Below are 24,676 nucleotides of genomic sequence, written 5' to 3'. Positions count from 1 at the left end.
CGCGCTGATCGCAATTTTCGAGATCAGATTCAAATTGGCGGGTTACGCCTAAAGGCTAACCCGCCCTGCAGTATTGATGTATTTGATTGCAGCCCTTAATTATCAACACCTAGCTGGCAATACATCGACTAAATTGTAAATTTCGTTGAGCTGCGCGAGAGCGCTTGTATCAAGTCGAACGAGGTGATGCTAACGCTGAGCTGGGATATTGGCCGCTATTTTTCAGTTTTCCCCGCTTCGTTTTAGGCTTTGCAGTAATGGTAGCCAATCGGCCTTACGCTCACTCTGACAGCCATCCATTTATTCGTTAATGAAACGGCCGCACTTCGACGGATGCGCGGCAGGCGATGGCGGCTTTTTTTCCCCAGATTAGCGCCTCCTCTAAGCTGGCGACTTCGAGCACCCAAAACCCACCAATATGTTCGGCGGTGTTCAAGTAGAGGCCATCGCTGATGCTGACTTCACCATCGTCTTGCAGCCGCAATGATTTAGCCTCGCTGATCGGCTGCAGGCCGCCGACGAAAACTCGGATGCCCGCAGCGACCATTTCATCGTTGAGTACATCAATATCGCGAGACATCGCTGCGTCTTCTGCGCTCAATGGATCGTAATCGTTGGGGCGATGAATCGCGACTAAATATTGCGTCATGGCATTGCCTTGGACGGATTGGAGTTAGAAATAGCTTAGCGCAAATTGGTAATTTGGGCAGGCATCCGCTGGATGCCTTATCGCCTTGCATTTATAAACAGCTTATATTTTTAAGCAAAATCGAGCACTTCGTTCAGCGTTTTTCTCGGTTTCTGCGGCCAATTATTGGCGGCGGATTTGCCGACGGTAATCAGCATCACCGGAATCTCCTCGGCCGAGAGTTCAAATTCTTCGGCAACGCCTGTTGCGTCAAAACCCGTCATTGGGCAGCTGGCTAGCCCCATGCCTTGTGCGGCCAGCATTAGCGTCATGGCGGCCAGTGAGGCCGAGCGTATGGCTTCGTCGCGTTGCCGCTGTGGCTGATTGTGATAAGCCTCATTGGCGTAATGCAGCATGTTTTCGGCTAACTCGGGCTTTAAAATTCCCGCCGACACGCTAGGTGCTAAGGCTTGCGCCAATCCGGTATGCAAATCAAGGCGACCACAAACAATAAAGCTCACGGCGGCATCGGCGACTTTGCCTTGGCCATACGCATGCTTGAGTAGATTTTGCTTTGCGCTGGCTGATTGCACGGCAATAAAGCGCCAGTTTTGGCCGTTATATGCGCTGGGGGCCAGCGTGGCTAAACGGACGAGTTCCTTGATGTCTGCGTCGCCCAGTGTGTGCTCGGGATCAAAATAATTGCAGGAAATGCGCTGTTCGATCAGGGTTTTGATGGACATGGTGAAGTGGCCTTTTCAATTGCAGTAAAGTGAGGTGAATTCGGTTTTGCTGGCTTTGTGCCAAGATGTCATTCGCTGCTGGCTGCGCCTGACATTGCGGTCAATCTCGGGCAGCGCTGCGCCAGCGACCAGCTCCAGATACAGCGGGCCATTGAATTGATGCGTATGTAGGCTGCGAATCAGCGAGAGAAAATCAACCTCGCCTTCGCCAGGCGTGACGGCAACAGAAGGGCCGCTTGGCGTGAGCTGGTAATCTTTGATGATGAAATTGGCGCAGTAGGGTGCGAGCGCATCGATATAGTCTTCCGGCTGGATTTGCCCTGCGCTGTAATACAGTAAATTGCCCGGATCAAAACTCAGCATAAATACATCTGATGTGAGTATTTGCTTCAAGGCTATTAGGTGTAATGGCTGCGTTGATATACCACCATGTGGCTTGATACAAATGGTGATGTTCGCGGCGCGAGCGACAGGCTCAATCGCTTGCATCAGCGCAATATAATCGGGCAATAAATCCGCATGTTCACAGCCAAAATCCAGCAGCATGCTGGCACCCAATTGCTGGGTGTTTTCAATCAGGCGGCGGTAGCGATCCAGTGCAGCAGCTTGACCGCCTGCGACTTGCCATTCACCCGCCAGTAGCAGCGAGGGCAATAGCCCTGCGGCGTCGCAAGCCTGCCGTGCGGCGGCGATTTGCGGTGCCGTGCTGTCTGCTGTTACTGCAATCGCTGCGCCGTCTTGAGTTTGGTTATAAAACAGCGCGACTTCAGTAAACCCCGCCGCAGCAATGTGTTCGCAAGCGTGCGGCAATGTGAGCGCTTGATAAGGACGAGTGGCGCAGCCAAGTCGCATCGTGTTCTCCTGATTGATGAATGCACCGATTGTTATGCAAATCGAATGCGCAATAAATATCGCTATAATTAGTTAATTCAAAACCATGGGTTAGTAATGATGGACAAATTGCGCAGCATGGCGGTGTTTGTTAGCGTGGTGGAGTGCGGTAGTTTTAGTGCGGCTGCTAATGAGCTGATGATCTCGGCGGTGATGGTGGGCAAACATATTGCGCAGCTTGAGTCCATGCTGGGAACGCGCTTGCTCGAGCGCACGACGCGCAAGCAAAGCCTGACGAGTGCGGGAGCCGGTTATTTTGATAATTGCAAAAAAGTGCTGGAACAAGTGCGCTGGGCGGAAAGCTCGGTGGAAAGCCTGCAAACCCAGCCGCAGGGCTTGTTGCGCGTTAGTGCGCCGATTAACTTGGGCGCAAGCGTCATTTCGCCGCTGGTCGCGGGTTATTTAGCGCAATATCCGCAGGTGAAATTGGAATTGATTCTAAGCAATAGTCGCATTGATTTGATTGAAGACGGCTTTGACTTGGCGATTCGCACGGGTGACTTGGGCGATAGTGATTTGGTGGCGCGCGCTTTGCCAAATTATCAATTACGGCTTTGCGCATCACCCGCGTATTTGCAGCAGTACGGTATTCCGCAGCATCCCAGCGAATTACAGCAGCACTATTGCGTAACGCATTTGGTCTGGGGGCATCGCAATGAGTGGCCGGGCTTGCGCTTGCGTGATCAACAGGTGTGGCCGTGTAAAAGCCGTTTTGCATGCAATGACAGCCGAGCGTTGCGACAAGCTGCGCTGAACGGCGCGGGGATTATTTTTCAACCCGAAGTGTTACTGGCCGAAGACATTGCCGCAGGCCGCTTGATTCCAATTTTGGCCGACTTCTTACCCAAAGCCACGCCAGTGAATTTGGTCTACCTCGCCGACGCACGGCCGCGGCCTAAGCTCAGCAGTTTGATTGATTATTTACTGGCGGAATATCCCGCTGCAGCTAGGGTTTGTTGACGTTTGGTTTGCGAGCTGCGTTTGTGCGGATTTTGGCCTGAGGCAAGGCACGAAGCGCGTTACTTAGTCATTCTAAGTGAGCGCTTTGTAACGCAGCATCAGGCCAAAAGCCGCAAAACCCGAAGGGCTGGGCGTTTTTCGCGGCAACTCCGCGTTGTAACTCGCTCGAATAGCCTGCTATGCGTCGCTCATTACGCCTTGATTTGCCGCGAAACCCGCTCCAGCGCAATCGTAAATCAAACATCAACAGACCCTACTGGGCGCTCTGCTAGGGCAGAGGCATTCAGCTATACTGAGCGCCACTGTTACCCCTATCAAAGAGAATCGCTATGACCATCAAATCGCGTGCTGCCGTTGCCTTTGCTGCTAATCAACCTTTGCAAATTGTTGAAGTCGATGTAGAGCCGCCCAAAGCGGGCGAGGTTTTAGTGCGGATTGTGGCTTCGGGCGTTTGCCATACCGATGCGTATACGCTGTCTGGCGAAGATTCTGAAGGCGTTTTTCCGTGCATTCTCGGCCATGAAGGTGGCGGGATTGTCGAAGCGGTGGGTGAGGGCGTTACATCACTCGCGGTAGGCGATCATGTGATTCCGCTGTATACCGCCGAATGCCGTGAGTGCAAATTCTGCAAATCAGGCAAAACCAATCTATGCCAAGCGGTGCGCGCCACGCAGGGCAAGGGCGTGATGCCCGATGGTACGACGCGTTTTTCTTATCAAGGCCAGCCGATTTATCACTATATGGGCTGCTCGACGTTTTCTGAATACACCGTTTTACCTGAGATTTCGCTGGCCAAAATCCCTAAAGATGCTCCGCTGGAAAAAGTCTGTCTGCTCGGTTGCGGCGTGACGACTGGGATTGGCGCGGTACTGAATACGGCGAAAGTTGAAGAGGGCAGCACCGTGGCGATTTTCGGCATGGGCGGCATTGGTTTGGCGGCGATTATTGGCGCTACGATGGCTAAAGCGGCGCGGATTATTGCGATTGATATTAACCCGGCCAAATTTGAAATCGCCAAGCAGCTGGGTGCGACCGATTTTGTGAATCCCAAAGATCACAGCAAGCCGATTCAAGAAGTGATCGTCGAAATGACCGATGGCGGCGTGGATTATTCTTTCGAGTGCGTTGGCAATGTGCAATTGATGCGCGCCGCGCTGGAGTCTTGCCATAAAGGTTGGGGCGAATCGGTGATTATCGGTGTGGCGGGTGCGGGGCAAGAAATTAGCACGCGCCCGTTCCAACTGGTGACAGGCCGCGTGTGGCGCGGTTCGGCATTTGGCGGCGTACGCGGTCGTACCGAATTGCCAAGTTACGTGCAAAAAGCGCAAACAGGCGAAATTCCGCTCGATTCGTTTATTACGCATACGATGCCGCTGGAAGAGATCAATACCGCGTTTGATTTGATGCACGAAGGCAAAAGCATCCGCACTGTGATTCATTTTTAAGTGATGGGTGGCGCGATGAATGTAGAACAAATCAGTAGTCAAAAATGCTTTGGCGGCCAGCAACAGCGCTTTAAACATCAATCGCAAGTGCTGCATTGCGAGATGAATTTTTCGGTGTATTTGCCGCCACAGGCGGAGCACAACAAGTCGCTACCTGTTGTGTATTGGTTATCGGGTTTAACGTGCACCGATGAAAATTTCGTGCAAAAAGCCGGTGCGCAACGCATCGCCGCCGAGCTTGGGCTTATTTTGGTTGCGCCTGACACCAGCCCACGCGGCGCAAATGTGCCGGGCGATCCTGATGGCGCTTGGGATTTTGGTGTGGGCGCGGGCTTTTATCTGAACGCCACGCAAGCACCGTGGAATCAGCATTATCAAATGCATGATTATGTGGTGCATGAGCTGCCAGCCTTGATAGAAGCCCATTTCACGGACTCGGCGCAACGCGGAATTTTTGGGCATTCAATGGGCGGGCATGGCGCGCTGGTGTGTGCTTTACGCAATCCGGGTCGCTATCAATCGGTGTCGGCTTTCGCGCCGATTTGCAATCCGGTCGCCGTGCCTTGGGGAGAAAAAGCCTTTTCGCGGTATTTGGGCGAAGATCGCAGTACATGGCCAGAGTGGGACGCATCGCTATTGATCGCCAAAGCGAGCGAGCGATTGCCGATGTTGATCGATCAAGGCGATCAGGATAGCTTCTTGCTCAATCAATTGCGCCCAGATGCGTTGCAAGCGGCGGCCAGTGCAGCACATTATCCGCTGGTGCTGAATCTGCAATCAGGCTACGACCATAGCTATTATTTCATCGCTAGTTTTATCGAAAACCATTTGCGCCATCATGCTGGGGCCTTGGTCTGATTTAAACGAATGATGAATTAAAAAAACTAGCTTGTTAGCAAGTTGGTTTTTTTTCGCCTAGGCGTATCGGTATCTACATGAATCAAAAAGCGGCAAAAAATCATCAATTCGTCATTCCGGCGAAGGCCGGAATCCAGCTGCAATGCTGATTTTACCTTCTCTCGTAGATACTGGCTTGCGCTGATATGACGATCTAGCCGAGTGCATTTAAGCTTGTGTAGATGATATTTATGCCTAGGCATGTGGATTATTCGTCGCTGACTTTCGATTAGATTAAAGGCTGGGCGCTGAAATCGGCTAAGCTCAAAGTCGTGAATTTGATCGCCAAGCACTCAGATAAAAGTTGGCTTAATTACTTAATCGCAAGGGGAATAATAATGAAAAATATTTTGGTTGTTTCGGTGATTGGTCAGGATAAACCGGGCTTGGTGGAGCAATTGGCGGCGGTGATTGCACAGCAACAGGGTAATTGGTTGGAGTCGTCCTTTTCGCGTTTGGCCGGGCAATTTGCGGGGATTGTGAAAGTCGCGGTGAATGGTGATGGCGCAGCGCTTCTGGCCGCGTTGCAAGGCTTGCCGGGTTTGGATGTGCGCGGTGTATTGGATGCTGAGCAGGCCGATGCATCAGATATTTCGTCGCAAAGCGTGGCCTTGAGCTTGGTCGGGCACGATCGAATCGGCATTGTCAAAGACGTGTCGACGATTTTGGCGCGCTTTGGCGTGAACGTCGAAAAGCTAGAAACATGGCTAGATAGCGCACCGATGTCGGGCGAAACGATGTTTCATGCGCAAGCGCTGCTTTCTGCGCCTGTGAGCGTCGATTTAGGCCATGTGCGCCGCGATCTGGAAGCGCTGGCCGATGATTTGATCGTGGAATGGACGGATTAATTGGAAAACACAGGTGTTGGGCTGCGCTTAAAGTTCGCAGCCCGCGCTGCTCGCGGTTCAGATTAGGTTTTGATGCCGTGCCGCACGGCATGAGCGCGACCATGGTGAGAAGAACTGCTGCCAAGGTCGACTACGCCAACTCTAAGACTGCATATTTTCGGTTTTTGAAAGAAAGACAATAATCAGGAAATAACAATTCACCAAGCTTAATTTGGGCTTTCGCAGCGCTTGGAGTAAATTAGCGCCATTGCGCCCATTCTAGGTTTTACGTCATGTCGCTCCAGTCTCTTTTCACGGCGATTGTGCTTGCTAGCTCAATCCCGGCCAGCTTTGCCACCACCGTCAGTCAATTCTCCCCGCAAAATGAAGTCGTCAAAGTGCAGCAAGTGCGCGCGACGTTTTCTAGCCCGATGATTAAATTCGGCGATTTATCAGCGGCTGCACCGTTTGATATTGCGTGTCCGGTGAAAGGCAATCCGCATTGGATCGATGACAAAACTTGGGTAATGGATTTCTCTGGTGATTTTCCAGCCGCGACGACGTGTACGTTTAGCGTGAAGGCGAGCCTTAAAGCGCAAAATGGCGAGGCGATTAGCGGCAAAACGAAATTTAGTTTTAATACCGGCGCGCCGGTCATTACGCAATCCTGGCCGTCGAATAACTCTCAAATTACCGAAGACCAATTTTTCGTCTTGCAATACAACGGTAATCCGCCAGCCAGCAGCCAATTATTCTGCCAAGTCGCGGGTCAAGCCGAGCGTTTACCGGTGAAGCGCGTCAGCAATGATGATAAAGCCACCTTGCTCAAGCATCTGTCCCTGCAAAAAATCGCCGCGCAAGTGGATGTGGTGCAATGCGCGCAGCGTTTGCCCGCGAGCAGTCAAGTGATGTTGATTAACTCCCGCTCTGCTAGCCGAGATCCACAAACGATCAATTTCACTGTAGAGCCTGAATTTACGGCGAATTTCTCGTGCGAACGCCAAAATACCAAATCAGGATGTATCCCTTTTCAGCCCTTTAGGCTTAATTTCTCTAGAGCAATACCCCGTAGTACGGCGGAAAAAATTCGTTTGAAAACGCCAGATGGCGAAGCCAAGCCGTTTTTCTCGGCGGATGACGGGGATGGCTCGGCTGAGGTTGAAAGCGTGCGCTTTAAAGGCCCATTCACCGCCGAAGCGGAGTTTGAAATCAAGCTACCGAGCGCGCTGAGTGATGAACTCAAAAACGGCAATGCGTTCCCACTTAAATTCAAAACTGCCGACTATCCGCCCTTAGCTAAATTCGCCGCTGCTCCATTTGGGATTTTGGAGCTGAATGCCGATCCGGCCCTGCCCGTGACTTTGCGCCATATCGAAGCCGATGTGCCGCTGAAAGCCGCCAAAATTGGCGGTAGCGCAATGGTGCTGAAAGATGATCAAGCGATGATGGCGTGGTTGGCCAAAATTGAGGATTACCACGAAAGTACGATTAATGTGAAAGGCCAAGACGTACAAACCCGCCGCCTTAGCTTATTAAAAAATGAAAAATCAGCAGTCAATCTAACACTGCCCGGCGCGCCAGATGCGAAAGGAAAATGGCCGTTTGAAGTGGTGGGTATTCCACTCAAAACACCCGGCCTGCACATTATCGAGCTGGAATCCAAAGTGCTCGGCAAGGCGCTGCTCGACAGCAATAAACCAATGTATGTGCGTACAGCCGCGCTGGTGACTAATTTGGCGGTGCATTTTAAGCACAGTAAAGAAAACGCAGCCGTATGGGTGACGACGTTGGATAAGGGCAAACCCGTTGCGGACGCCAAAATTGCCGTTTACAACTGTGCCGCTGAAATGCTGTGGCAGGGTAAAACGGGCAGCAATGGCGCGGCGCTAATTCCACAAGTGCTGACAGAAAAATCATGCTCGGGTCGCCGCTTGAGCGGTTTCTTTGTGACCGCTCGCAAGGTCGACGCCAAAGGCCTTGAAGACGTGTCGTTTGTGCGTTCGACGTGGAATCAGGGCATAGAAAGCTGGCGTTTCCCAGTGCAAACGATTTACAGCGATCAGCCTGCGCTGCGTGCGCATACAGTGTTCGACCGGACTTTATTCCGCGCTGGCGAAACCGTATCGATGAAGCATGTGATTCGCGTCGAAAATTCCAAAGGCTTTGCGCTGCCTAAGGCTGGCCAGCTACCTGTCGAGCTGACGATTACGCACGATGGCAGCGGTCAAGAATTCAAATTCCCGCTGACGTGGCGCAATGGGCGCTATGCCGAATCGACGTTTGCGATTCCGGCCAATGCCAAGCTCGGCGCGTATTCATTGAAACTCAGCAAGAAAGGCATTCGCAATACCTCTGGGGAGGATGAGGACGCAGGCTATGATCAGGATGGCGTAACGCTGTATACCGGCACATTCCGTGTAGAAGAATTCCGCCTGCCTGTGATGCGCGGGCAAATTAGTATGAATGACAAAATGGCGGTTGCTCCCAAGGATTTGGCTTTGTCGATTGCGATGTCTTACGGCAATGGCGGCGCTGCTAAAGCTTTGCCCGTCAGCGTCAGCGCGATGTTGCGCGAACGGTATGGTCGCCCAGACGGTTTTGATGGCTTTAGTTTTTCTGCGCCTGAAACCTCGAACGATGTCAAAACACCGTCGCTCGATGGCAAAGTGGTGCTGAATAAATCCACCACCGTCTTGGATGCCAATGGCGCAGCCAAGATCAATATTCCGAATTTACCGCAGCTAGCTAAGCCGACCGATTTGGTCGCTGAGGCCACGTATACCGATCCAAATGGTGAAGTACAAACGATTTCGCGCACGCTGACTTTGTGGCCAGCGGCGGTGCAAATTGGCTTGCAAGTAGAGGATTGGGCTTCCGTTGGTAAATCGGTGGCGATGAAAGCGGTGGTGGTCGATACCAAGGGCAAGCCCGTTGCTGGCCGTGAAGTGAGCGTGCGCGCGGTGCGCCACACTTATTTATCCAGTCGCAAGCGCTTGGTCGGCGGATTTTATGCCTATGAAAGCGAAGAAAAAACTGATGATTTGGGCGAGGTGTGTAGCGGTAAAAGCGATGCACGCGGTTTGGTCTTTTGCGATGTGGAACTCAAAGAAGAAGGCCGCATTGAGCTGATTGCGCAAACGAGTGATGCCGACAAACGCAAAGTGAGCGCTGCGCAATCGGTGTGGGTGAGCCGCCAAAATGAAATGTGGTTTGATGGCGAAAACCATGATCGTATCGATGTAGTACCAGAAAAACCGACGTATCAACCCGGCGAAACCGCGGTATTCCAAGTGCGGATGCCGTTCCGTAAAGCAACCGCATGGGTAGCGATTGAGCGCGAAGGCGTGATTGAAACCAAAGTCATTGAATTGTCGGGCAAAAATCCGACGTTTGAATTGCCGATTGCATCGAGCTGGGCACCGAATGTGTATGTGTCGGTGTTGGCCGTGCGTGGCCGCGTGCTGGATGTGCCGTGGTATTCCTTTTTTACCTGGGGCTGGAAAGCGCCAAGCGCATGGTGGGATGCGTATTGGAATGAAGGCGGCGATTTCCAAGCGCCAACCGCGATGGTCGATTTATCCAAACCGGCGTTTAAATACGGCTTAGCGCAAATCAAAGTCGGCGAAGCCGCGCATAAATTGCAAGTGAGCGTTACTGCCGACAAGGCGGTGTACGGTATTCGCAAAACTGCGCAAGTCAAAGTGCAAGTGAAACTGCCCGATGGCAAACCTGCGCCAGCAGGTACTGAGGTGATGTTTGCCGCTGTAGACGAGTCTCTACTTGAGCTACAGCCCAATACCTCATGGAATCTGTTGGATGCCATGTTGCAGCAACGCGCTTACGGCGTTGAAACGGCGACGGCGCAGCAGGAAGTCATCGGTAAGCGCCATTTTGGCCGCAAAGCCTTGCCGCCGGGCGGTGGCGGTGGCGTTGCGCCAACGCGTGAATTGCTCGATACGCTCTTGGTTTGGCAACCGAAGTTGATTCTCGATGCCAACGGCAGCGCAACCATCGCCGTGCCGCTCAATGATGCGTTGACCAAATTTAAACTCGTCGCCGTCGCCGAAGTGGGCGCGGGGCAATTTGGTACTGGCAGTACATCGATTGCGGTGACGCAAGATTTGCAAATCAGCGCGGGTTTGCCGCCGTTGGTACGCGAGGGCGATCAGTTTGCGGCGATGGCAACGCTGCGTAATGGCAGTAGCCGTGCGATGAAAGTGATTGCCAGCGCACAAGCGACGGGTTTGGATTTGCCACCACAAACGGTCGACATCGGCGCAGGTGAAGCACGTGAGATCGCTTGGTCGGTTAATGTGCCGATGGGTATTAGCAAACTCGATTGGGTCCTTTCCGCAGCTGAGCAGGGCGGTGAAAAAGCCGTTGATAAATTGGCGAATAGCCAGCAAGTCGAGTCTGCGATCCCGGTCACAGTGCAGCAAGCATCGCTGCGTCGCCTTGATGCGCCAGTGACGATGCCAGTCGCTCTGCCGCCAAATGCGCAAGCGGGGCGCGGCGGCGTGAATCTGCAATTTCAAGCCAAATTGACGCGCGATATGCCTGCGGTGCGCGAGTGGTTTTTGAAATATCCCTATGTGTGTTTAGAGCAAAAGACCTCGGTTGCGATGGGTCTGCAAGACAAAACCCGTTGGGACAAAATCATGCAGGAATTGCCGCTGTATTTGGATTCCGATGGTTTGGCGATGTATTACCCGCCACGCGAAGGTAGCGGCGCTAAGGGCTACGATAGCCTCACGGCGTATATCCTGAGCGCAGCGCATGAAGCGGGCTACGCAATCCCCGATGCATCGCGTGATGCGATGCTCAAAGGCCTGACGCTCTTTGTTGAGGGCCGGATTAAACGCGATTTCTGGTCGCCGCGCCCCGATTTGGATGCGCGTTATTTGGCTGCATTTGATGCAATGGCACGCTATGGCCGTCTTGCGCCGCGCCAGTTGGCAGTACTGAATATCCAGCCACAAACGTGGACGACGGCGATGCTGGTCGATTGGTTGTCGCTATTGCAACGTGTACCAACACTGCCAGATCGCGCCACCCGTTTGGCCGAAGCCGAGCAAATCCTGCGTGGCCGCCTCACTTACCAAGGCACGCGCATGGTGTTTTCGACTGAAAAAGACGATTACTGGTGGTGGCTGATGAATAACGGCGACGTGAATGCGGCTCGCCTGATTTTGGCGGTACGTGATTTGCCCAACTGGCGCGACGACGTGCCGAAAATGTTGACTGGATTATTAGGCCGTCAACAGCGCGGCGTCTGGTGGACGACCAATGCCAATGTATGGGGTACGCTCGCCGTAGCCTCATTTAGCAAGACTTTCGAGGCAATACCTGCGACTGGGCAAGCAAAAGCTGTGCTGGGCGACGTCAGCAAATCGGCAACGTGGGGAACAGCTGATCCTGCGCCCGTCATGCTGCCGTGGCCTGCGAAGACCAGCAACCTGAGCATCACACAACAAGGCACAGGCGCGCCGTGGGTAACAGTGCAAGCGCTCGCCGCTGTAGCGCTCAAAGCGCCGCAAGTGGCGGGTTACAGCATCAAAAAAACGCTGACGCCGCTTGAGCCAAAAGTATCCGGCCAATACAGCCGAGGCGACGTGGTGCGCGTAACCTTGGAAATCGACGCGCAAGCGGATATGACGCAAGTGGTCGTTGACGACCCAATCCCCGCAGGCGCGACGATTTTAGGCAACGGCCTAGGGCGTGATTCGGCAATGGCAACGCAAGGCGAAAAACGTGAAGGCTGGGCATGGCCAGACTTTGAAGAACGCCGCTTCGCCGGCTACCGCGCCTATTACAGCCACGTGCCACGCGGCAAGTTTTCGGTCGAATACACGGTGCGCCTCAACAACGCCGGCACTTTCCAACTACCGCCAAGCCGAGTCGAAGCGATGTACGCGCCCGATGTATTCGGCGCCAGCCCGAATGCGGCGATGGTGGTGAAGTGATTTAACTCAATGATCAGCGGGCAATGTTTAGTAGCGTATTGCCCGCTGGCATGCTTTCCGAATAACGATTAAAGATGGATTTACTGATGAGTCAGACGTTTTGCCTAACGCTAACGGGGAATTTTTTACCTGGTATTGCACCTGAAATCGCCACTCAGTCGCTGGCTCAATTATTGAAGCTTGATTATCAAAAGGCCGCTTATTTGATTGCGAAAGCGCCAACGGTGTTAAAAAAAGAGCTTCCTCAGGCACAGCTTGACCAATATTTAGGGCTATTAAATAAGGCCGGCGTTGAAGTACGTGCTGAGATTAATTCGCCGAGTATTACAGCTCAAGCGATCCAACAATCGATCATAAATCCTGATTCGCTTAATCAGGCGCTTGAGATTGAATCGATGGCTTGCCCTAACTGCGCCAAGCAGCAGGCCAAGCGAACTTTGTGTGTTGCGTGCGGTTGCGATATGCCGCGCCGCTTGGCAGCACAGAAACAAGAAGTGCTCGAGAAAAATACGGCAGTGATTGATGCTAGGCGCGAGCCAAAACATCAATTGGTATCGACTGCGGATGCTGATTCACTATGGAGTCGCATTGGTTCAGCTAAATTGGGGCTGCTCGCCGTGCTGTGTATTGCTGGTGCTTGGTGGTTTTTTGTGGGGGGAAGGCAAATTAATGAGCAGCAAGTCAATGCGTTTTACACAAGCTATCAGGCGGCCTCTTTAAGTAGAAATCCTGAATTGTTATGTACCTTTATGGCTGATGATTTTCAAAGTAGTGCGACTGTCGATCTGGCAGGGAGTGCCACTGAGGGCGGAGCCAACAAAGCGGATACCTGCGATGGTCTGAAAGATCTGTACGTCAGTTTTGATACTTTAGGTGAAAAAATGGGCGGCATGTTACAGCTCGATTCTGATTATGAAATTCACAGTATCAAAATCGCACCTGACCAAAAAAGTGCAGAGGTTGAAATCAGTACAAACTTGGATGTGGGCGGTTCGATTATGAATATCAAATCTAAAACGACCGATACCTTGATTCGACGTAATGGCAAAGTATTGATGCTGCGTAGTGAAGGTCAGGCAAGTATCGGCGCAGGTGGTTAATCGCTTGCTGAAGTGCTTAGGTATTTGGCTCTGAGCCTTTAAAATTAATGCACTTAACCAGATACCCAGATAAATATTCTGGAAGTCATTCTATAATTTTAGATTGTCGCCCGCAGTTGCAGCGGTTTAATGCCAAATTGCTGCGTAAATCTCGCGCTAAAACGTGATGCAGAGGCGTAGCCGCAGTGTTGGGCGATGCTGCCAATTGGCATCTTGGTGGTTTGTATCATGCTCAGCGCGGTGTTCAGCCGCACTTCATCGAGCAATTGGCGAAACGAGCTGCCCTGATTGGCCAATTGCCGACGCAATGTCGATGCGCCCATTTGTAGCTGCTGCGCCACTTGATCGACTGTCCATTCCTTGCTGGTTTGCAATAAGAGTAATTGCTGAACTCGGCGGATCAGCGAATCGGCACGGTCGATGAACAGCGCCGCGCCGTGTCCAGCCATTGCCAACGCGAGCAAAAGCCCTTCGGCGCGATGATGGAGCAAGGCGGTCGGCTCATTGCGATTCATCGCGCTAAAAACCTCATCCCATTGCTGAGCAATCATTGGGCTGTGCTTGATGCACAGTTGCGGCTCGGCGTGGATCACGGCTTGCGTGATCTCGGGATAGGTGGCGCGAAAATGTTGCAGTAGCTGCGGCTCTAAAATCAACACTTCACAGGTGTAGCCATGCGCATTGGGCTGGTTAGTTAGCGTCATCGTCAAACCCGCAGGCGCGAGAATCAAATCGCTGCTGCGCGCAATCTGCATTTTTTCATCCAGCCAAATGTGCTTTTCACCCTGCCGAACGCGCATCAAACAGGCTTGCAAGCACGTCACTTGGCGTAGTTTTTGCGCCGTTTTGGCAAGGATGATGCTGTGCTGGATATGGCGGGTTGGGCTTTGATTCATTTATGGCTCGAAATAAATGCCGCAATAAAATACGTGTTTTTCATCGGGAGTATCCCAAGAGCACTTGCTTCGCAGTGCTTAGAGTCTCTACCAAGCCGCGACTGAACAAATCGACATGCGAGCTTAGTAAGCGAGGTATTCATATTTTAAGGGTATTTCCATATAGAGATTGATTTTAAATGCCTACAAGAATATACCTGTGGTTTTGTAGGGTGGCTTAGGCCGTTCTCGGATCGTGTGTTAGCAATATGACATCACGGCCGTAACCCACCATTGCGCTGTGAATAAGGGCAGCCATTAAATAGATGCGCTCATTTTGGCATTGTCATGCAGGCTTACGTCCGATCAGCATTGTTTAGGCGCAAGACTGCATTTCTCAAATGCGACTGATTCTCCGCGTTGGATGAGTTTCGCAATATTCAACAACTGCGTTGAATATGCTCGGCGATGGTTTTGCACGAATCACGATTAATTGCATCTGCGATCAATGAATGGCCGCAGCTTTTTCTGTGTTTTTCCGTTGATACGTCGTGGTCAACGTCGCCTTGCCCAGTTTGTGTTGATTGAGCATATAGCCTAGCAGCGCGCCGCTGCTATTGGCATCGACGGGCAAAGTTGCCACATCGAGCGCCCAAACGGTGTGGATATAGCGATGTGCTTTATCGCCCGCCGGTGGGCAAGAGCCGCCATAGCCGGGCGCGCCGTAGTCGGTTCGCGTTTCCACTGCACCCGCTGGCACGCTGCCCGCAGCGATGGATTGCACATCGGCGGGGATATTAGCTACGCCCCAATGCCACCAGCCGCTACCCGTTGGTGCATCCGGATCATATACGGTGATCGCAAAGCTTTTCGTGCCAGCTGGCGCATTTTCCCATTGCAATTGCGGCGACAGGTTGTCGCCTGTGCAACCAAAGCCGCTAAATTCATGTTGCTTAGACATTGCTGCATTGGCTTTCAGATCGGTGCTGCTCAATTGAAAATCGGCAGAACTGCTTGAACTGGCTGCATGGGCGGTGGCCGATAGGATGAGGGCGCTGAGGATAACAGATGCAAGTTTCATGATGAGCTCCTTGGGAAGAGCCGCCATCATACGAAATTGCAGTGAAAATGATTGTGCAGCAACGCTCTAGTTTTAGCCTGAAACGCTCCACCCATCCTACGAGCTTGTATTTACTCTGGACATTACAGCGGGATTCCGGCTTTCGCCGGAATCCCGCTGATTAGCTTGGTGCTACGTTGTCTTGGCCAATGGAAATCAGCAAGAACCTTGTTCGTGTTTTTTCGTGCCTTTCGTGGACTCCGGTTTTGACCTTTGCGTGAGCCGCGTAACATCCGTTAGTAGGTATAAAACATCCGTTGAATTTCTTTGCTGTCTTTGGTTTTAGTCAGCGCCAGCATCAGCAGAATTCGGGCTTTTTGTGGTGATAGCGTATCGGATACAGTGAAATCGGTTTTGTCGTCATTATTTTCCCCATTGCGTATCGTTGGGCCGTTGCTAATGCGCGATGAACGGGTGATTTGTATTCCTTGCTGGCGCAATTCAGTCAAACGCGCACGAACTGGTGTCGACAAGCTGCCATTGCCTGTTCCTGCATACACAATCCCGACATCGCCAGCGGCGGCAAAGGCGTCAATCGCGAGTGTGTTGGCGTTGGCTGCGCCAAAGGCGATATTGACAGCGGGCAGGCTATCGAGCTTGCTGACGTCAAATTCGGTTTCGCTGGTGTGTTTGCGCGTGCTGGCACGGTAAAACTGCGCCTGCCCCGAAACGATATAACCCAAGCTACCTAATTCAGGCGAGCGGAAGGTATTGGTGGTCATCGTATTGGTTTTGGTGACGTCGCGCGCGCCTTGGATTTCATCGTTTAGCGCCACCAAAACACCCTGACCGATGGCGGCTTTACTGCCCGCGATGGCCACGGCGTTATACAGATTAATCGGGCCATCGGCGCTAATCGCGGTGGCGGGGCGCATTGCACCGACAATCACGACGGGCTTTTTACTTTTCACGACCAAATTCAGAAAGTAGGCGGTTTCTTCGATGGTGTCGGTGCCGTGGGTGATGACAATGCCATCGACATCGGGCTGTTTCAGTACTTCATTGACGCGCTTGGCGAGTTTTAGCCAGTAATCGTTGTTCATATTTTCACTGGCAATTTGAAACACCTGCTCGCCAGAAACATTGGCGACTTTCTTTAATTCGGGTACAGCTTCAATCAATCTCTCGACGCCAATTTTTGCTGCGGTATAGCCAACGGTCGTCGTGCTCGTCGCTCCCGCGCCAGCAATCGTGCCGCCAGTGGCCATGATGACCACATTGGGCAAACGATCCGCCGCGTGTACAGTAAATGTGCCGCATAGAAGGGTGAGGGCAAGGCCGGTTTTCAATCGCTGTGACATCGTGTTTCTCCACTGGTTATGGAACTGCGGGGCTGATACGCATCAAGTTCGCCGTAAGAATCATTAAAGCGTAGAGTCCATCATCGGCCTGATGAATGCGGCTTGGTATTGTGAGAATTACCGATAGGGATAGGGTGTATGGGGGGATTTAGTGCTTGAAATGATGGCTGTTGTAGTGCTCTTTTTTTTGATAAAAAAATGGCACTGTTTGATTTGAAGTATCAACTTTCTACTCACCATGGTCGCGCTCATGCCGCGCGGCACTGACTTTTCTTGAACGGCCAAGAAAAGTAAGCAAAAGAAGGCCGCCCTAGTATCTGCGTCCGACTTCGTCGGATTCCCTCGCTGCGGACAATCGAGTCGGTTGCGCTCAAAACTCGGTCAGCCTCAAATACAAAAGCATCGGCCGCCCTCAAACATTGATCGCAAAAACCCCGACCCGCTTGTTCCTCGCTCGGCTTGATACAAGGGACTTTAAGCCCCAGATCAACCATTGTGGTACAGCATCAACAGTAAGTTTGAAGGTCACCTACATCTTATGGGTATGTAGTTGAAAGCATTTATTATCAAAGAATAGAGTCATATACCCATCTTATCTCGTAGAGAGTAATACCAAGCGCCTAAGGCTGTGAGTGGCACTCGAAAATGCCGTCCGCCGGGGAAGGGCAGGTGTGGTAGTTGGGCGAAGGCGTCGAAACGTTGGCTTTGGCCACGGATTGCTTCAGCCAAGAGTCGCCCAGCAAGATGCGTGTACGTTACGCCGTGGCCGCTGCAACCTTGTGAGTAATAGATGTTGTCGCCGAGTCGCCCCATTTGCGGTAGGCGCGACAGCGTCAGTGAAAAATTTCCGGTCCACGCGTAATCAATTTTTACATTGGCTAGCTGCGGGAACGTTTGCAGCAAATTCGGCACGATAACGGCCTCGATATGCGCCAAATCGCGCGCGCCGTAAGTGACGCCGCCGCCGTAGAGTAGGCGTTGATCGGCGCTGATGCGGTAATAATCGAGCAGAAAATTGCAGTCTTCGACGCAAAATCCAGAGGGAATTAAAGTGCTGGCTAATGCGCCCAATGGCTCGGTGGCGACGATTTGGCTGCCGCAAGGCATGGTTTTAGCGGCGAGTTCGGGCACTAAATCGCCGATATAGGCGTTGCAGGCGACGATGACAAAATCGCAGCGCACCGAACCCGTGGCGGTTTTAACTTGTGGAGTTTTTCCACGCACGATCTGCGTCACTGGCGATTGCTCGTAAATTTTGCCGCCGAGCGATTCAAACGCCGCCGCTTCGCCGAGCGCCAGATTGAGAGGATGAATATGTCCGCCGCTGTGATCGAGCAGGCCACCGACATAGCGATCAGAGGCAACGGCTAGTCTTGTCGCGGTTTGATCAAGTAATTCTAGCTGGGTATGTCCGTAGCGCTCCCAGAGTTGCTTTTGTGCAGCCAGATGCCCCATTTGTTTTGGATTGAGTGCGGCAAACAGACCGCCATTTTTCAGATCGCATGCAATCTGATACTTCGCAATACGTTCGCGAATAATCCGATTGCCTTCAAACGCCATATCGCCCAGCGCTTGCGCGGTGTCTGCGCCGTATTGCCGCTCGATTACATCCAAATCGCGGGAATAGGAATTTACAATTTGCCCGCCATTACGCCCCGACGCACCCCAGCCGACTTGCGCTGCTTCCAAAATCGCCACAGTGAATCCAGCTTCGACCAAATGCAATCCCGCCGAAAGCCCGGTATAGCCCGCGCCGATAATGCAGACATCGACTTGGATATCGGCAGTGAGTGGCGGGCGAGCGGGCTGCGAATGCGCGCTCGCGGCGTAATACGATGGGGCATGGGCAAGCTTGGGCATCTGAACTCCAAACTGAGGTATTTCATTGTAGCTATTGCCACGTATAGCTTAGCGGGCAATACACCTTATTTACTCGGGCTACTACTTTCTTTCACGATTAACCACAGCCCGCGCTGGCGTTCGAGTTGTAGGGTTTTGGTGACGGTATCGTGATATTGCGCTGCGGTGTATTTTTGTTGAAATTGCACTTGGGCAAAGTCGCCGTGTAAATCGCTCACTTGGATTGCACTGGTTTCGGTTTTGATAAATAGTGGCTCGGTAATCCGCGCCGTTCTTTGCTGTTGCCATTGCGCCAGACTCAAGCCATTTGCAGGTGCAAATTCGGGTGAGTAAAAATTCAAATATGCGGCAATGTTTTGATTCTGCCAAGCCTGTGCCCAGTCTTTCACCATCGCATGAATGGCTTGTTCGTTTTTTGAGCGCGGCGGGGCTGTGTCTAGCGCCCAAATTGGGTTTGCGATGACGAGTATTAAAAGCGAAAGCAGGAATCGCCGCAGCATGGTCTTGGCCAAATTCAAAAAAGGAGCGACTTTGCCAGATTTTGCGGGTGCTGCTTGTCACCGTATGTACTTAATTTCCTGATTAAACATGTAATAACAAGTGCTTTCGCTCCCACGGGCTAATCACTTTGGCGTACTCCACGTATTCTGATTGCTTCACAGCGCAATAGGCTTGGATAAATTTTTCTCCCAGTACGTCGCCAATCGGTTTGCAGTCGGCTAATGCAGTTATTGCGCCTTCGAGACCACGTTCGAACGCAAAGGGCAGGCTGTAGGCGTCGCCAGTGAGTGGCTCTGAAGGACTCAAGTTTTCAACAATGCCTAAATAGCCGCAGGCGAGCGTGGCGGCCAGCGCCAGATAGGGATTGCAATCGACGCCGGGAACGCGGTTTTCGATGCGGCGCGCGGCAGGCGTGGAATACGGAATGCGGATGCCGCAAGTGCGATTATCAAAGCCCCATTGCACATTGATCGGCGCGGCGTAATAGCGAGTTAGGCGGCGGTAGCTATTCACGAACGGCGCAAACAGCGAAATCACCGCCGGGAAGTATTTTTGCATGCCAGCGATGGATTGATAAAACTCGACGCTCGGGCTGCCATCGTCATTGGAAAATACGTTTTTGCCGCTGATTTTATCGACCACGCTCATATGAATATGCATCGCGGAGCCTGGCTCGTTTTCCATCGGCTTGGCCATAAAAGTGGCGTACATTTGATGGCGGATCGCTGCTTCGCGCACGGTGCGCTTAAATAAGAAAATCTGATCGGCCAGTTCCAGCGCATTGCCATGCAGGAAATTAATCTCCATTTGGCAAGCGCCGACTTCGTGAATCAGCGTATCAATTTGCAAACCTTGCGCGTCGCAATAGTCGTAAACGTCTTCAAACAGGTCGTCATATTCGTTCACTGCGTCGATTGAATACGCTTTGCGCCCCGTTTCGGGACGACCCGTTCTGCCTAGCGGTGGTTGCAGTGGTAAATCAGGATCGCGGTTAATATCCACCAGATAAAACTCCATTTCTGGCGCGACGACTGGCTCCCAGCCGCGATCTTCGTAGAGCTTGAGTACGCGGCGCAGCACATAGCGTGGTGATAGCTCAACTGGCGTGCCGTCAAAATGAAAGCAATCGTGGATTACTTGCGCAACCGGATCTTTCGCCCACGGAACTAGGCGTATCGTATTCGGGTCGGGGATCAGTACCATATCGGGATCGGTGGCGGGCGTGATGTTTTCGGCGTATTCGCCCGTCACGGTTTGCACCAGCACCACTTGCGGCAAGCGCATGCCGTCGTCTTCATTGAATTTTTCACGCGGCACAATTTTGCCGCGCGCGATGCCAGTGAAATCAGGCGTCACGCATTCGACTTCGGTAATTCTGCGCTCGCGCAGCCATTCGCTAATAAGGCTCATATTTGCTCCTGTCTTACAGACTTAATTCCTAGTCCACGAAAAACACGAAAAGCACGAACGAAAGATTGAAGTTTTTGTCGTGGATGGTATTTCAATTGAGTTGTTTTTTTTAGTTTCGTGGGCGTGCTCGCGAGTGCTAATTTGTTATTTGTGAGTACTTAACTGGTGTGTTTTTTTCGTGTCTTTCGTGGACTAGCGGTTTTTCTCGTAATGCGCCAAACACGCTGCGCCAAAGGCGTTAAAAATCGCCAGCGACAGCGGGTTGTCTTGATATTGCCATTCAGGATGCCATTGCACGGCGAGGTTAAAGGTGGGCGCATCGGCCACGCGGAACGCTTCGATCAAGCCATCGGGCGCGGTGGCCTCAGAGATTAATCCCTTACCGAGCTGCTTTACGCCTTGCTGGTGCAATGAATTCACCATTGCATGATCTTGGCCGTAGAGTTGGCGCAGTAGTCCATTAGATTGCAAGGTGATTTCATGTGCTAACCCATACATGGTCGGCAAATCGCCTTCTGGCTCGCGGTGATCGAGCATATTATTTTGAATTTGAATTTGTTGATGCAGCGTGCCGCCAAAGGCGACATTCATTTCTTGCGCACCACGACAAATGCCTAGCACTGGAATACCTGCAGCAATGGCTTGGTAGATGAGGGGGAGCGTTGTTGCATCGCGTGCAGGGTCGTTAAAATCATTGTCTAAGGTGCTGGCACCGTAATGGTGTGGCTCAATATTACTCATACTGCCGGTAAAAAGTAGGCCGTTTACGCGGCTTAAAATTTGTGCATGATGCGTAGCGCCGAGCGCTGGAATCAATAAGGGAAAGCCGCCAGCCGCTTGGATTGCGGCGATGTATTTCTCACCAACCCAATGATGAAAATGCCCGCTTTCTAAACTACGGCAACATACAATTCCAATGAGGGGTAAAGCCATAGCAATCCTTCGTGTGCGCTGCTGATGAATCATTAGAAATGACAAATCATAAAAAGGCTTTATTCTGGGGCTGAGGGTATAAAAATGCCATTCGAACTCTTTTATAAGAATGGCAATTTTTTAATTTAATACCTCAAGCGCAGTGAAATAATCCAGCTCTAAATCTTTAGCGACGGCAGCGTGGGTGACTTTTCCTTGGCAGACATTCAGGCCATTGCGTAAATGAACATCGTCATGCAAAGCTTGTTGCCAACCTTTATTGGCCAAAGCCAGCACAAAAGGCAAGGTCGCGTTGGTGAGCGCCAAGGTTGCGGTGCGAGCAACGCCGCCGGGCATATTGGCGACGCAATAATGAATCACGTTTTCGACGACATAGGTGGGTGCTTCGTGTGTAGTGGCGTGCGAAGTTTCAAAGCAGCCGCCTTGATCGATGGCGACATCCACCAAGACTGAGCCGGGTTTCATTAATTTGAGCATCTGCCGTGAAACTAGCTTAGGCGCAGCGGCACCCGGAATTAGTACCGCGCCAATAATGAGATCTGCGCTAGCGAGCGCGACTTCAATCGCATCGGTGGTGGAATACAGCGTGGTCAGTTGCGGGCCAAATTGCGCGTCGATTTCTTTCAGGCGATTGAGCGATACATCAAAAATCGATACATTCGCACCCAAGCCCATCGCCATTCTTGCGGCATTCACACCAACAACGCCGCCACCCAGTACGACCACATTTGCAGGCGCTACGCCTGGCACACCACTGAGCAAAATTCCCGAGCCGCCTTGGGTTTTTTCCAAACAATGCGCGCCAGCTTGGATCGACATTCGACCTGCGACTTCAGACATCGGTGCCAACAGTGGCAAGCCACCGCGCACATCGGTGACGGTTTCATACGCAATTGCGATGCAGTCTGAGGCGATCAGGCCTTGCGCTTGGGCAGGATCGGGCGCGAGATGCAGATAGGTAAACAGAATTTGCCCTGAGCGCAGTAGCGCAATTTCACTGGCTTGCGGCTCTTTGACTTTGACGATCATGTCGGCGCGAGCAAAGATTTCCTCTGCAGTTTCAACAATCTGCGCGCCTGCCGCGATGTAATGATGGGCGCTAAAGCCGATCTCATCGCCCGCGTATTTTTGGATCAGTACGCTGTGGCCGTGTTTGACCAGCTCTTTGACGCAGCTTGGCGTGAGGCCTACGCGGTACTCATGATTTTTGATTTCTTTAGGAACGCCGATCAACATGGTGATTCACCTTTGTGGGGTTTTTTACAGCTGATTTTGAGGGGTGTTCTTGGAGTGTAGATAGGCAAGAGGGCTTTTCCAAGGTGGGTTTGCCCTGATGCATTCGCGATCTATGCTGAGATTGAGCTGTGTGATTGATCTGCCGGGTGTAAAAATTCTGCAGTAATTTGCGCGCTGAAAGACGCAGCGAATCAGCTGCGATGTTGATCAAAGAGCATCCGTGTGCGCAAATCGTGATTTGTACACGCTACAGCTAAAATCGAAAACAAACCCATTTGTCCACGAAATAACACGAAAAAGAGCGCTAAAGTCACTGCTGTGTTGCCTCTGTTTGTGCTTTTCGTGTCTTTCGTGGACTCAGTTTTTGACCTCGATTCACAAATGCTTTCAATCCTTTAACTCATCAGCGAGCTTGTACAATGTCAGAACTAATCGCAAAAAAAACCGCAGAAGCAATCAACTGGCACGCCCGCGCGCTAGCGCTGTCTGTTGAAGGGCGCGCGTTTATTGGTGGCGAGTATTGCAGTTCGGCCAGCGGGCAGACGTTTGCAACAATTAATCCTGCCACGCGGCAAGCCTTGGCTGAGGTTGCCGATTGTGGCGAGCTGGATGTGAATCGGGCAGTGATGGCGGCGCGCGCAGCGTTTGACGATGGGCGTTGGGCGGATTTAGCCCCCGTGGTACGAAAAACCATCATGTTGCGCTTTGCTGCATTGATTCGTGAGCACAGCGAAGAGCTGGCCTTGCTAGAAACACTGGATACCGGCAAGCCGATTTCTGATTCTTTGGCGGTAGACATTGCAGGCAGCGCATATTGCATTCAGTGGTACGCCGAGGTGATTGATAAAGTTGGCGGTGAAGTTGCGCCGCTGGCTAGCAATCTAGTGGGTATGGTCACGCGAGAACCGCTGGGTGTGGTTGCTGCGGTAGTACCCTGGAATTTCCCACTTTTGATGGCCAGCTGGAAAATCGCGCCCGCTTTGGCGGCAGGCAATTCAGTGATTTTGAAACCATCCGAAAAATCGCCACTCACGGCGATACGCATTGCAGCTTTAGCCCAAGCGGCTGGCTTACCTGATGGTGTATTGCAAGTACTGCCCGGCGCTGGCGCGACCGGGCGAATGCTGGCTGAGCATCCAGATGTCGATTGCATCGCTTTTACTGGTTCAACGGCGGTGGGCAAGTGCATCATGCAAGCGGCAGCGCAATCGAATTTAAAACGCGTTTGGCTGGAGTTAGGCGGAAAATCGCCGAATATCATCCTTGCCGATTGTCCCGATATTGCTGGGGCGGCGAGCGCTGCGGCGGGCGGGGTTTTTTATAATCAAGGCGAAATGTGCTCGGCGGGTTCGCGCGTGTTGGTGCAACGTGAAATCTATCCGCAGTTTATTGCGGCACTGCAAGCCGCCGCTATGGCTTACACGCCGGGTGATCCGCTTGATCCGGCCACGCGAATGGGCGCGATCGTCGATCAAATCCAGTACGACAAAGTGCTGGCCTATATCGCGGCGGGCAAGGTCGAGGCAGAGCATCTGGGTGGTGGTGATGTGGTGATGGGCGAAACGGGCTTATTTATCACGCCAGCGATTTTTAACACAGCAGCCAATACGACGATTGCCCGCGAAGAAATTTTTGGCCCCGTGTGCAGTGTGATTGTGTTCGATACGTTTGATGAAGCGATCCAAATTGCTAACAACAGCGAATACGGTTTGGCCGCCGCAGTTTGGACTTCAAATCTAACAACGGCGCATACGATGGCAAAGAAACTGCGTGCCGGAACGGTCTGGATTAATTGTTATGACGAAGGCGGCGATATGAATTTGCCGTTTGGCGGCTACAAGCAATCGGGCAATGGCCGCGATAAATCGCTGCACGCGCTGGAAAAATACACCGAGTTGAAATCGACGTTGATTAAGCTTTCGTAGGGTGGGCTTTAGCCCACCGTTGCGCGAGTAGGGTACGCCAGTCGGCGTTGCGAATGATCGA

18 protein-coding genes are annotated in these 24,676 nt (G+C 52.1%); 7 read left to right on the top strand and 11 right to left on the bottom strand.

The features are described from left to right. Positions 1–307: 307 nt before the first annotated feature. The 3 genes from Q320_RS0117650 to Q320_RS0117640 all read right to left on the bottom strand — a co-directional run bounded on the left by Q320_RS0117650 (position 308) and on the right by Q320_RS0117640 (position 2,223). Positions 308–649: a YciI family protein gene (locus tag Q320_RS0117650; RefSeq protein ID WP_027470102.1), complete on the bottom strand. Its 342-nt coding sequence runs from the start codon at positions 647–649 to the stop codon at positions 308–310. A 110-nt stretch (positions 650–759) separates the two neighbouring features. After that, a complete protein-coding gene (locus tag Q320_RS0117645; protein ID WP_027470101.1) occupies positions 760–1,371 on the bottom strand; it encodes a nitroreductase family protein in 612 nt (203 codons plus the stop codon). Positions 1,372–1,386: 15 nt separating this feature from the next. Continuing rightward, positions 1,387–2,223: a sugar phosphate isomerase/epimerase family protein gene (locus Q320_RS0117640; RefSeq protein WP_027470100.1), complete on the bottom strand. Its 837-nt coding sequence runs from the start codon at positions 2,221–2,223 to the stop codon at positions 1,387–1,389. A gap of 96 nt (positions 2,224–2,319) precedes the next feature. On the opposite strand from Q320_RS0117640, the gene Q320_RS0117635 reads away from it, so the two are divergent. The 6 genes from Q320_RS0117635 to Q320_RS0117610 all read left to right on the top strand — a co-directional run bounded on the left by Q320_RS0117635 (position 2,320) and on the right by Q320_RS0117610 (position 13,454). After that, positions 2,320–3,222, top strand: a complete 903-nt coding sequence (locus Q320_RS0117635) for a LysR family transcriptional regulator (protein ID WP_245591042.1) — start codon at positions 2,320–2,322, stop codon at positions 3,220–3,222. Positions 3,223–3,551: 329 nt separating this feature from the next. Further along, entirely contained in the window at positions 3,552–4,667 is a 1,116-nt protein-coding gene (locus tag Q320_RS0117630) for an S-(hydroxymethyl)glutathione dehydrogenase/class III alcohol dehydrogenase (protein WP_027470098.1), read from the top strand. Between the two features lie 15 nt (positions 4,668–4,682). Further along, positions 4,683–5,525, top strand: coding sequence for an S-formylglutathione hydrolase (gene fghA / locus Q320_RS0117625; RefSeq protein WP_027470097.1), 843 nt, complete (start codon positions 4,683–4,685; stop codon positions 5,523–5,525). Positions 5,526–5,902: 377 nt separating this feature from the next. Then, entirely contained in the window at positions 5,903–6,412 is a 510-nt protein-coding gene (locus tag Q320_RS0117620) for a glycine cleavage system transcriptional repressor (RefSeq protein WP_027470096.1), read from the top strand. A 272-nt stretch (positions 6,413–6,684) separates the two neighbouring features. Then, positions 6,685–12,354 (top strand): alpha-2-macroglobulin family protein, encoded by a 5,670-nt coding sequence (locus Q320_RS0117615; RefSeq protein WP_027470095.1) that lies wholly within the window; start codon positions 6,685–6,687, stop codon positions 12,352–12,354. 86 nt (positions 12,355–12,440) lie between these two features. Beyond that, positions 12,441–13,454 (top strand): hypothetical protein, encoded by a 1,014-nt coding sequence (locus Q320_RS0117610; RefSeq protein ID WP_156939106.1) that lies wholly within the window; start codon positions 12,441–12,443, stop codon positions 13,452–13,454. A gap of 98 nt (positions 13,455–13,552) precedes the next feature. On the opposite strand, the gene Q320_RS0117605 is transcribed toward Q320_RS0117610, so the two are convergent. The 8 genes from Q320_RS0117605 to ald form a co-directional block, all read right to left on the bottom strand. Continuing rightward, positions 13,553–14,350 (bottom strand): helix-turn-helix transcriptional regulator, encoded by a 798-nt coding sequence (locus tag Q320_RS0117605; RefSeq protein WP_027470093.1) that lies wholly within the window; start codon positions 14,348–14,350, stop codon positions 13,553–13,555. Between the two features lie 484 nt (positions 14,351–14,834). Continuing rightward, entirely contained in the window at positions 14,835–15,410 is a 576-nt protein-coding gene (locus tag Q320_RS0117600) for a YbhB/YbcL family Raf kinase inhibitor-like protein (protein WP_027470092.1), read from the bottom strand. 275 nt (positions 15,411–15,685) lie between these two features. Next, positions 15,686–16,750: a type II asparaginase gene (locus Q320_RS0117595; RefSeq protein WP_027470091.1), complete on the bottom strand. Its 1,065-nt coding sequence runs from the start codon at positions 16,748–16,750 to the stop codon at positions 15,686–15,688. 579 nt (positions 16,751–17,329) lie between these two features. After that, a complete protein-coding gene (locus Q320_RS0117590) occupies positions 17,330–18,610 on the bottom strand; it encodes an NAD(P)/FAD-dependent oxidoreductase (RefSeq protein ID WP_027470090.1) in 1,281 nt (426 codons plus the stop codon). 65 nt (positions 18,611–18,675) lie between these two features. Then, entirely contained in the window at positions 18,676–19,110 is a 435-nt protein-coding gene (locus Q320_RS0117585) for a L,D-transpeptidase Cds6 family protein (RefSeq protein ID WP_027470089.1), read from the bottom strand. Positions 19,111–19,192: 82 nt separating this feature from the next. Further along, the gene (locus tag Q320_RS0117575; RefSeq protein ID WP_027470088.1) at positions 19,193–20,521 is read right to left on the bottom strand and encodes a glutamine synthetase family protein; all 1,329 of its coding nucleotides are present in this window, start codon (positions 20,519–20,521) and stop codon (positions 19,193–19,195) included. A 192-nt stretch (positions 20,522–20,713) separates the two neighbouring features. After that, positions 20,714–21,454 (bottom strand): gamma-glutamyl-gamma-aminobutyrate hydrolase family protein, encoded by a 741-nt coding sequence (locus Q320_RS0117570; RefSeq protein WP_035854218.1) that lies wholly within the window; start codon positions 21,452–21,454, stop codon positions 20,714–20,716. 120 nt (positions 21,455–21,574) lie between these two features. Beyond that, a complete protein-coding gene (gene ald / locus Q320_RS0117565) occupies positions 21,575–22,690 on the bottom strand; it encodes an alanine dehydrogenase (RefSeq protein WP_027470086.1) in 1,116 nt (371 codons plus the stop codon). Between the two features lie 419 nt (positions 22,691–23,109). Here ald and Q320_RS0117560 point away from each other — a divergent pair, with 419 nt between their 5' ends. After that, on the top strand, positions 23,110–24,615 hold the full coding sequence (locus tag Q320_RS0117560; protein ID WP_051534872.1) for an aldehyde dehydrogenase: 1,506 nt from the start codon (positions 23,110–23,112) through the stop codon (positions 24,613–24,615). The last annotated feature ends 61 nt before the right edge of the window (positions 24,616–24,676 follow it).

The sequence above is a fragment of the Deefgea rivuli DSM 18356 genome (genome assembly GCF_000620145.1).
GTDB classification, from domain to species: Bacteria; Pseudomonadota; Gammaproteobacteria; order Burkholderiales; family Chitinibacteraceae; genus Deefgea; species Deefgea rivuli.
This window is presented reverse-complemented; position numbering and strand designations above follow the sequence as displayed.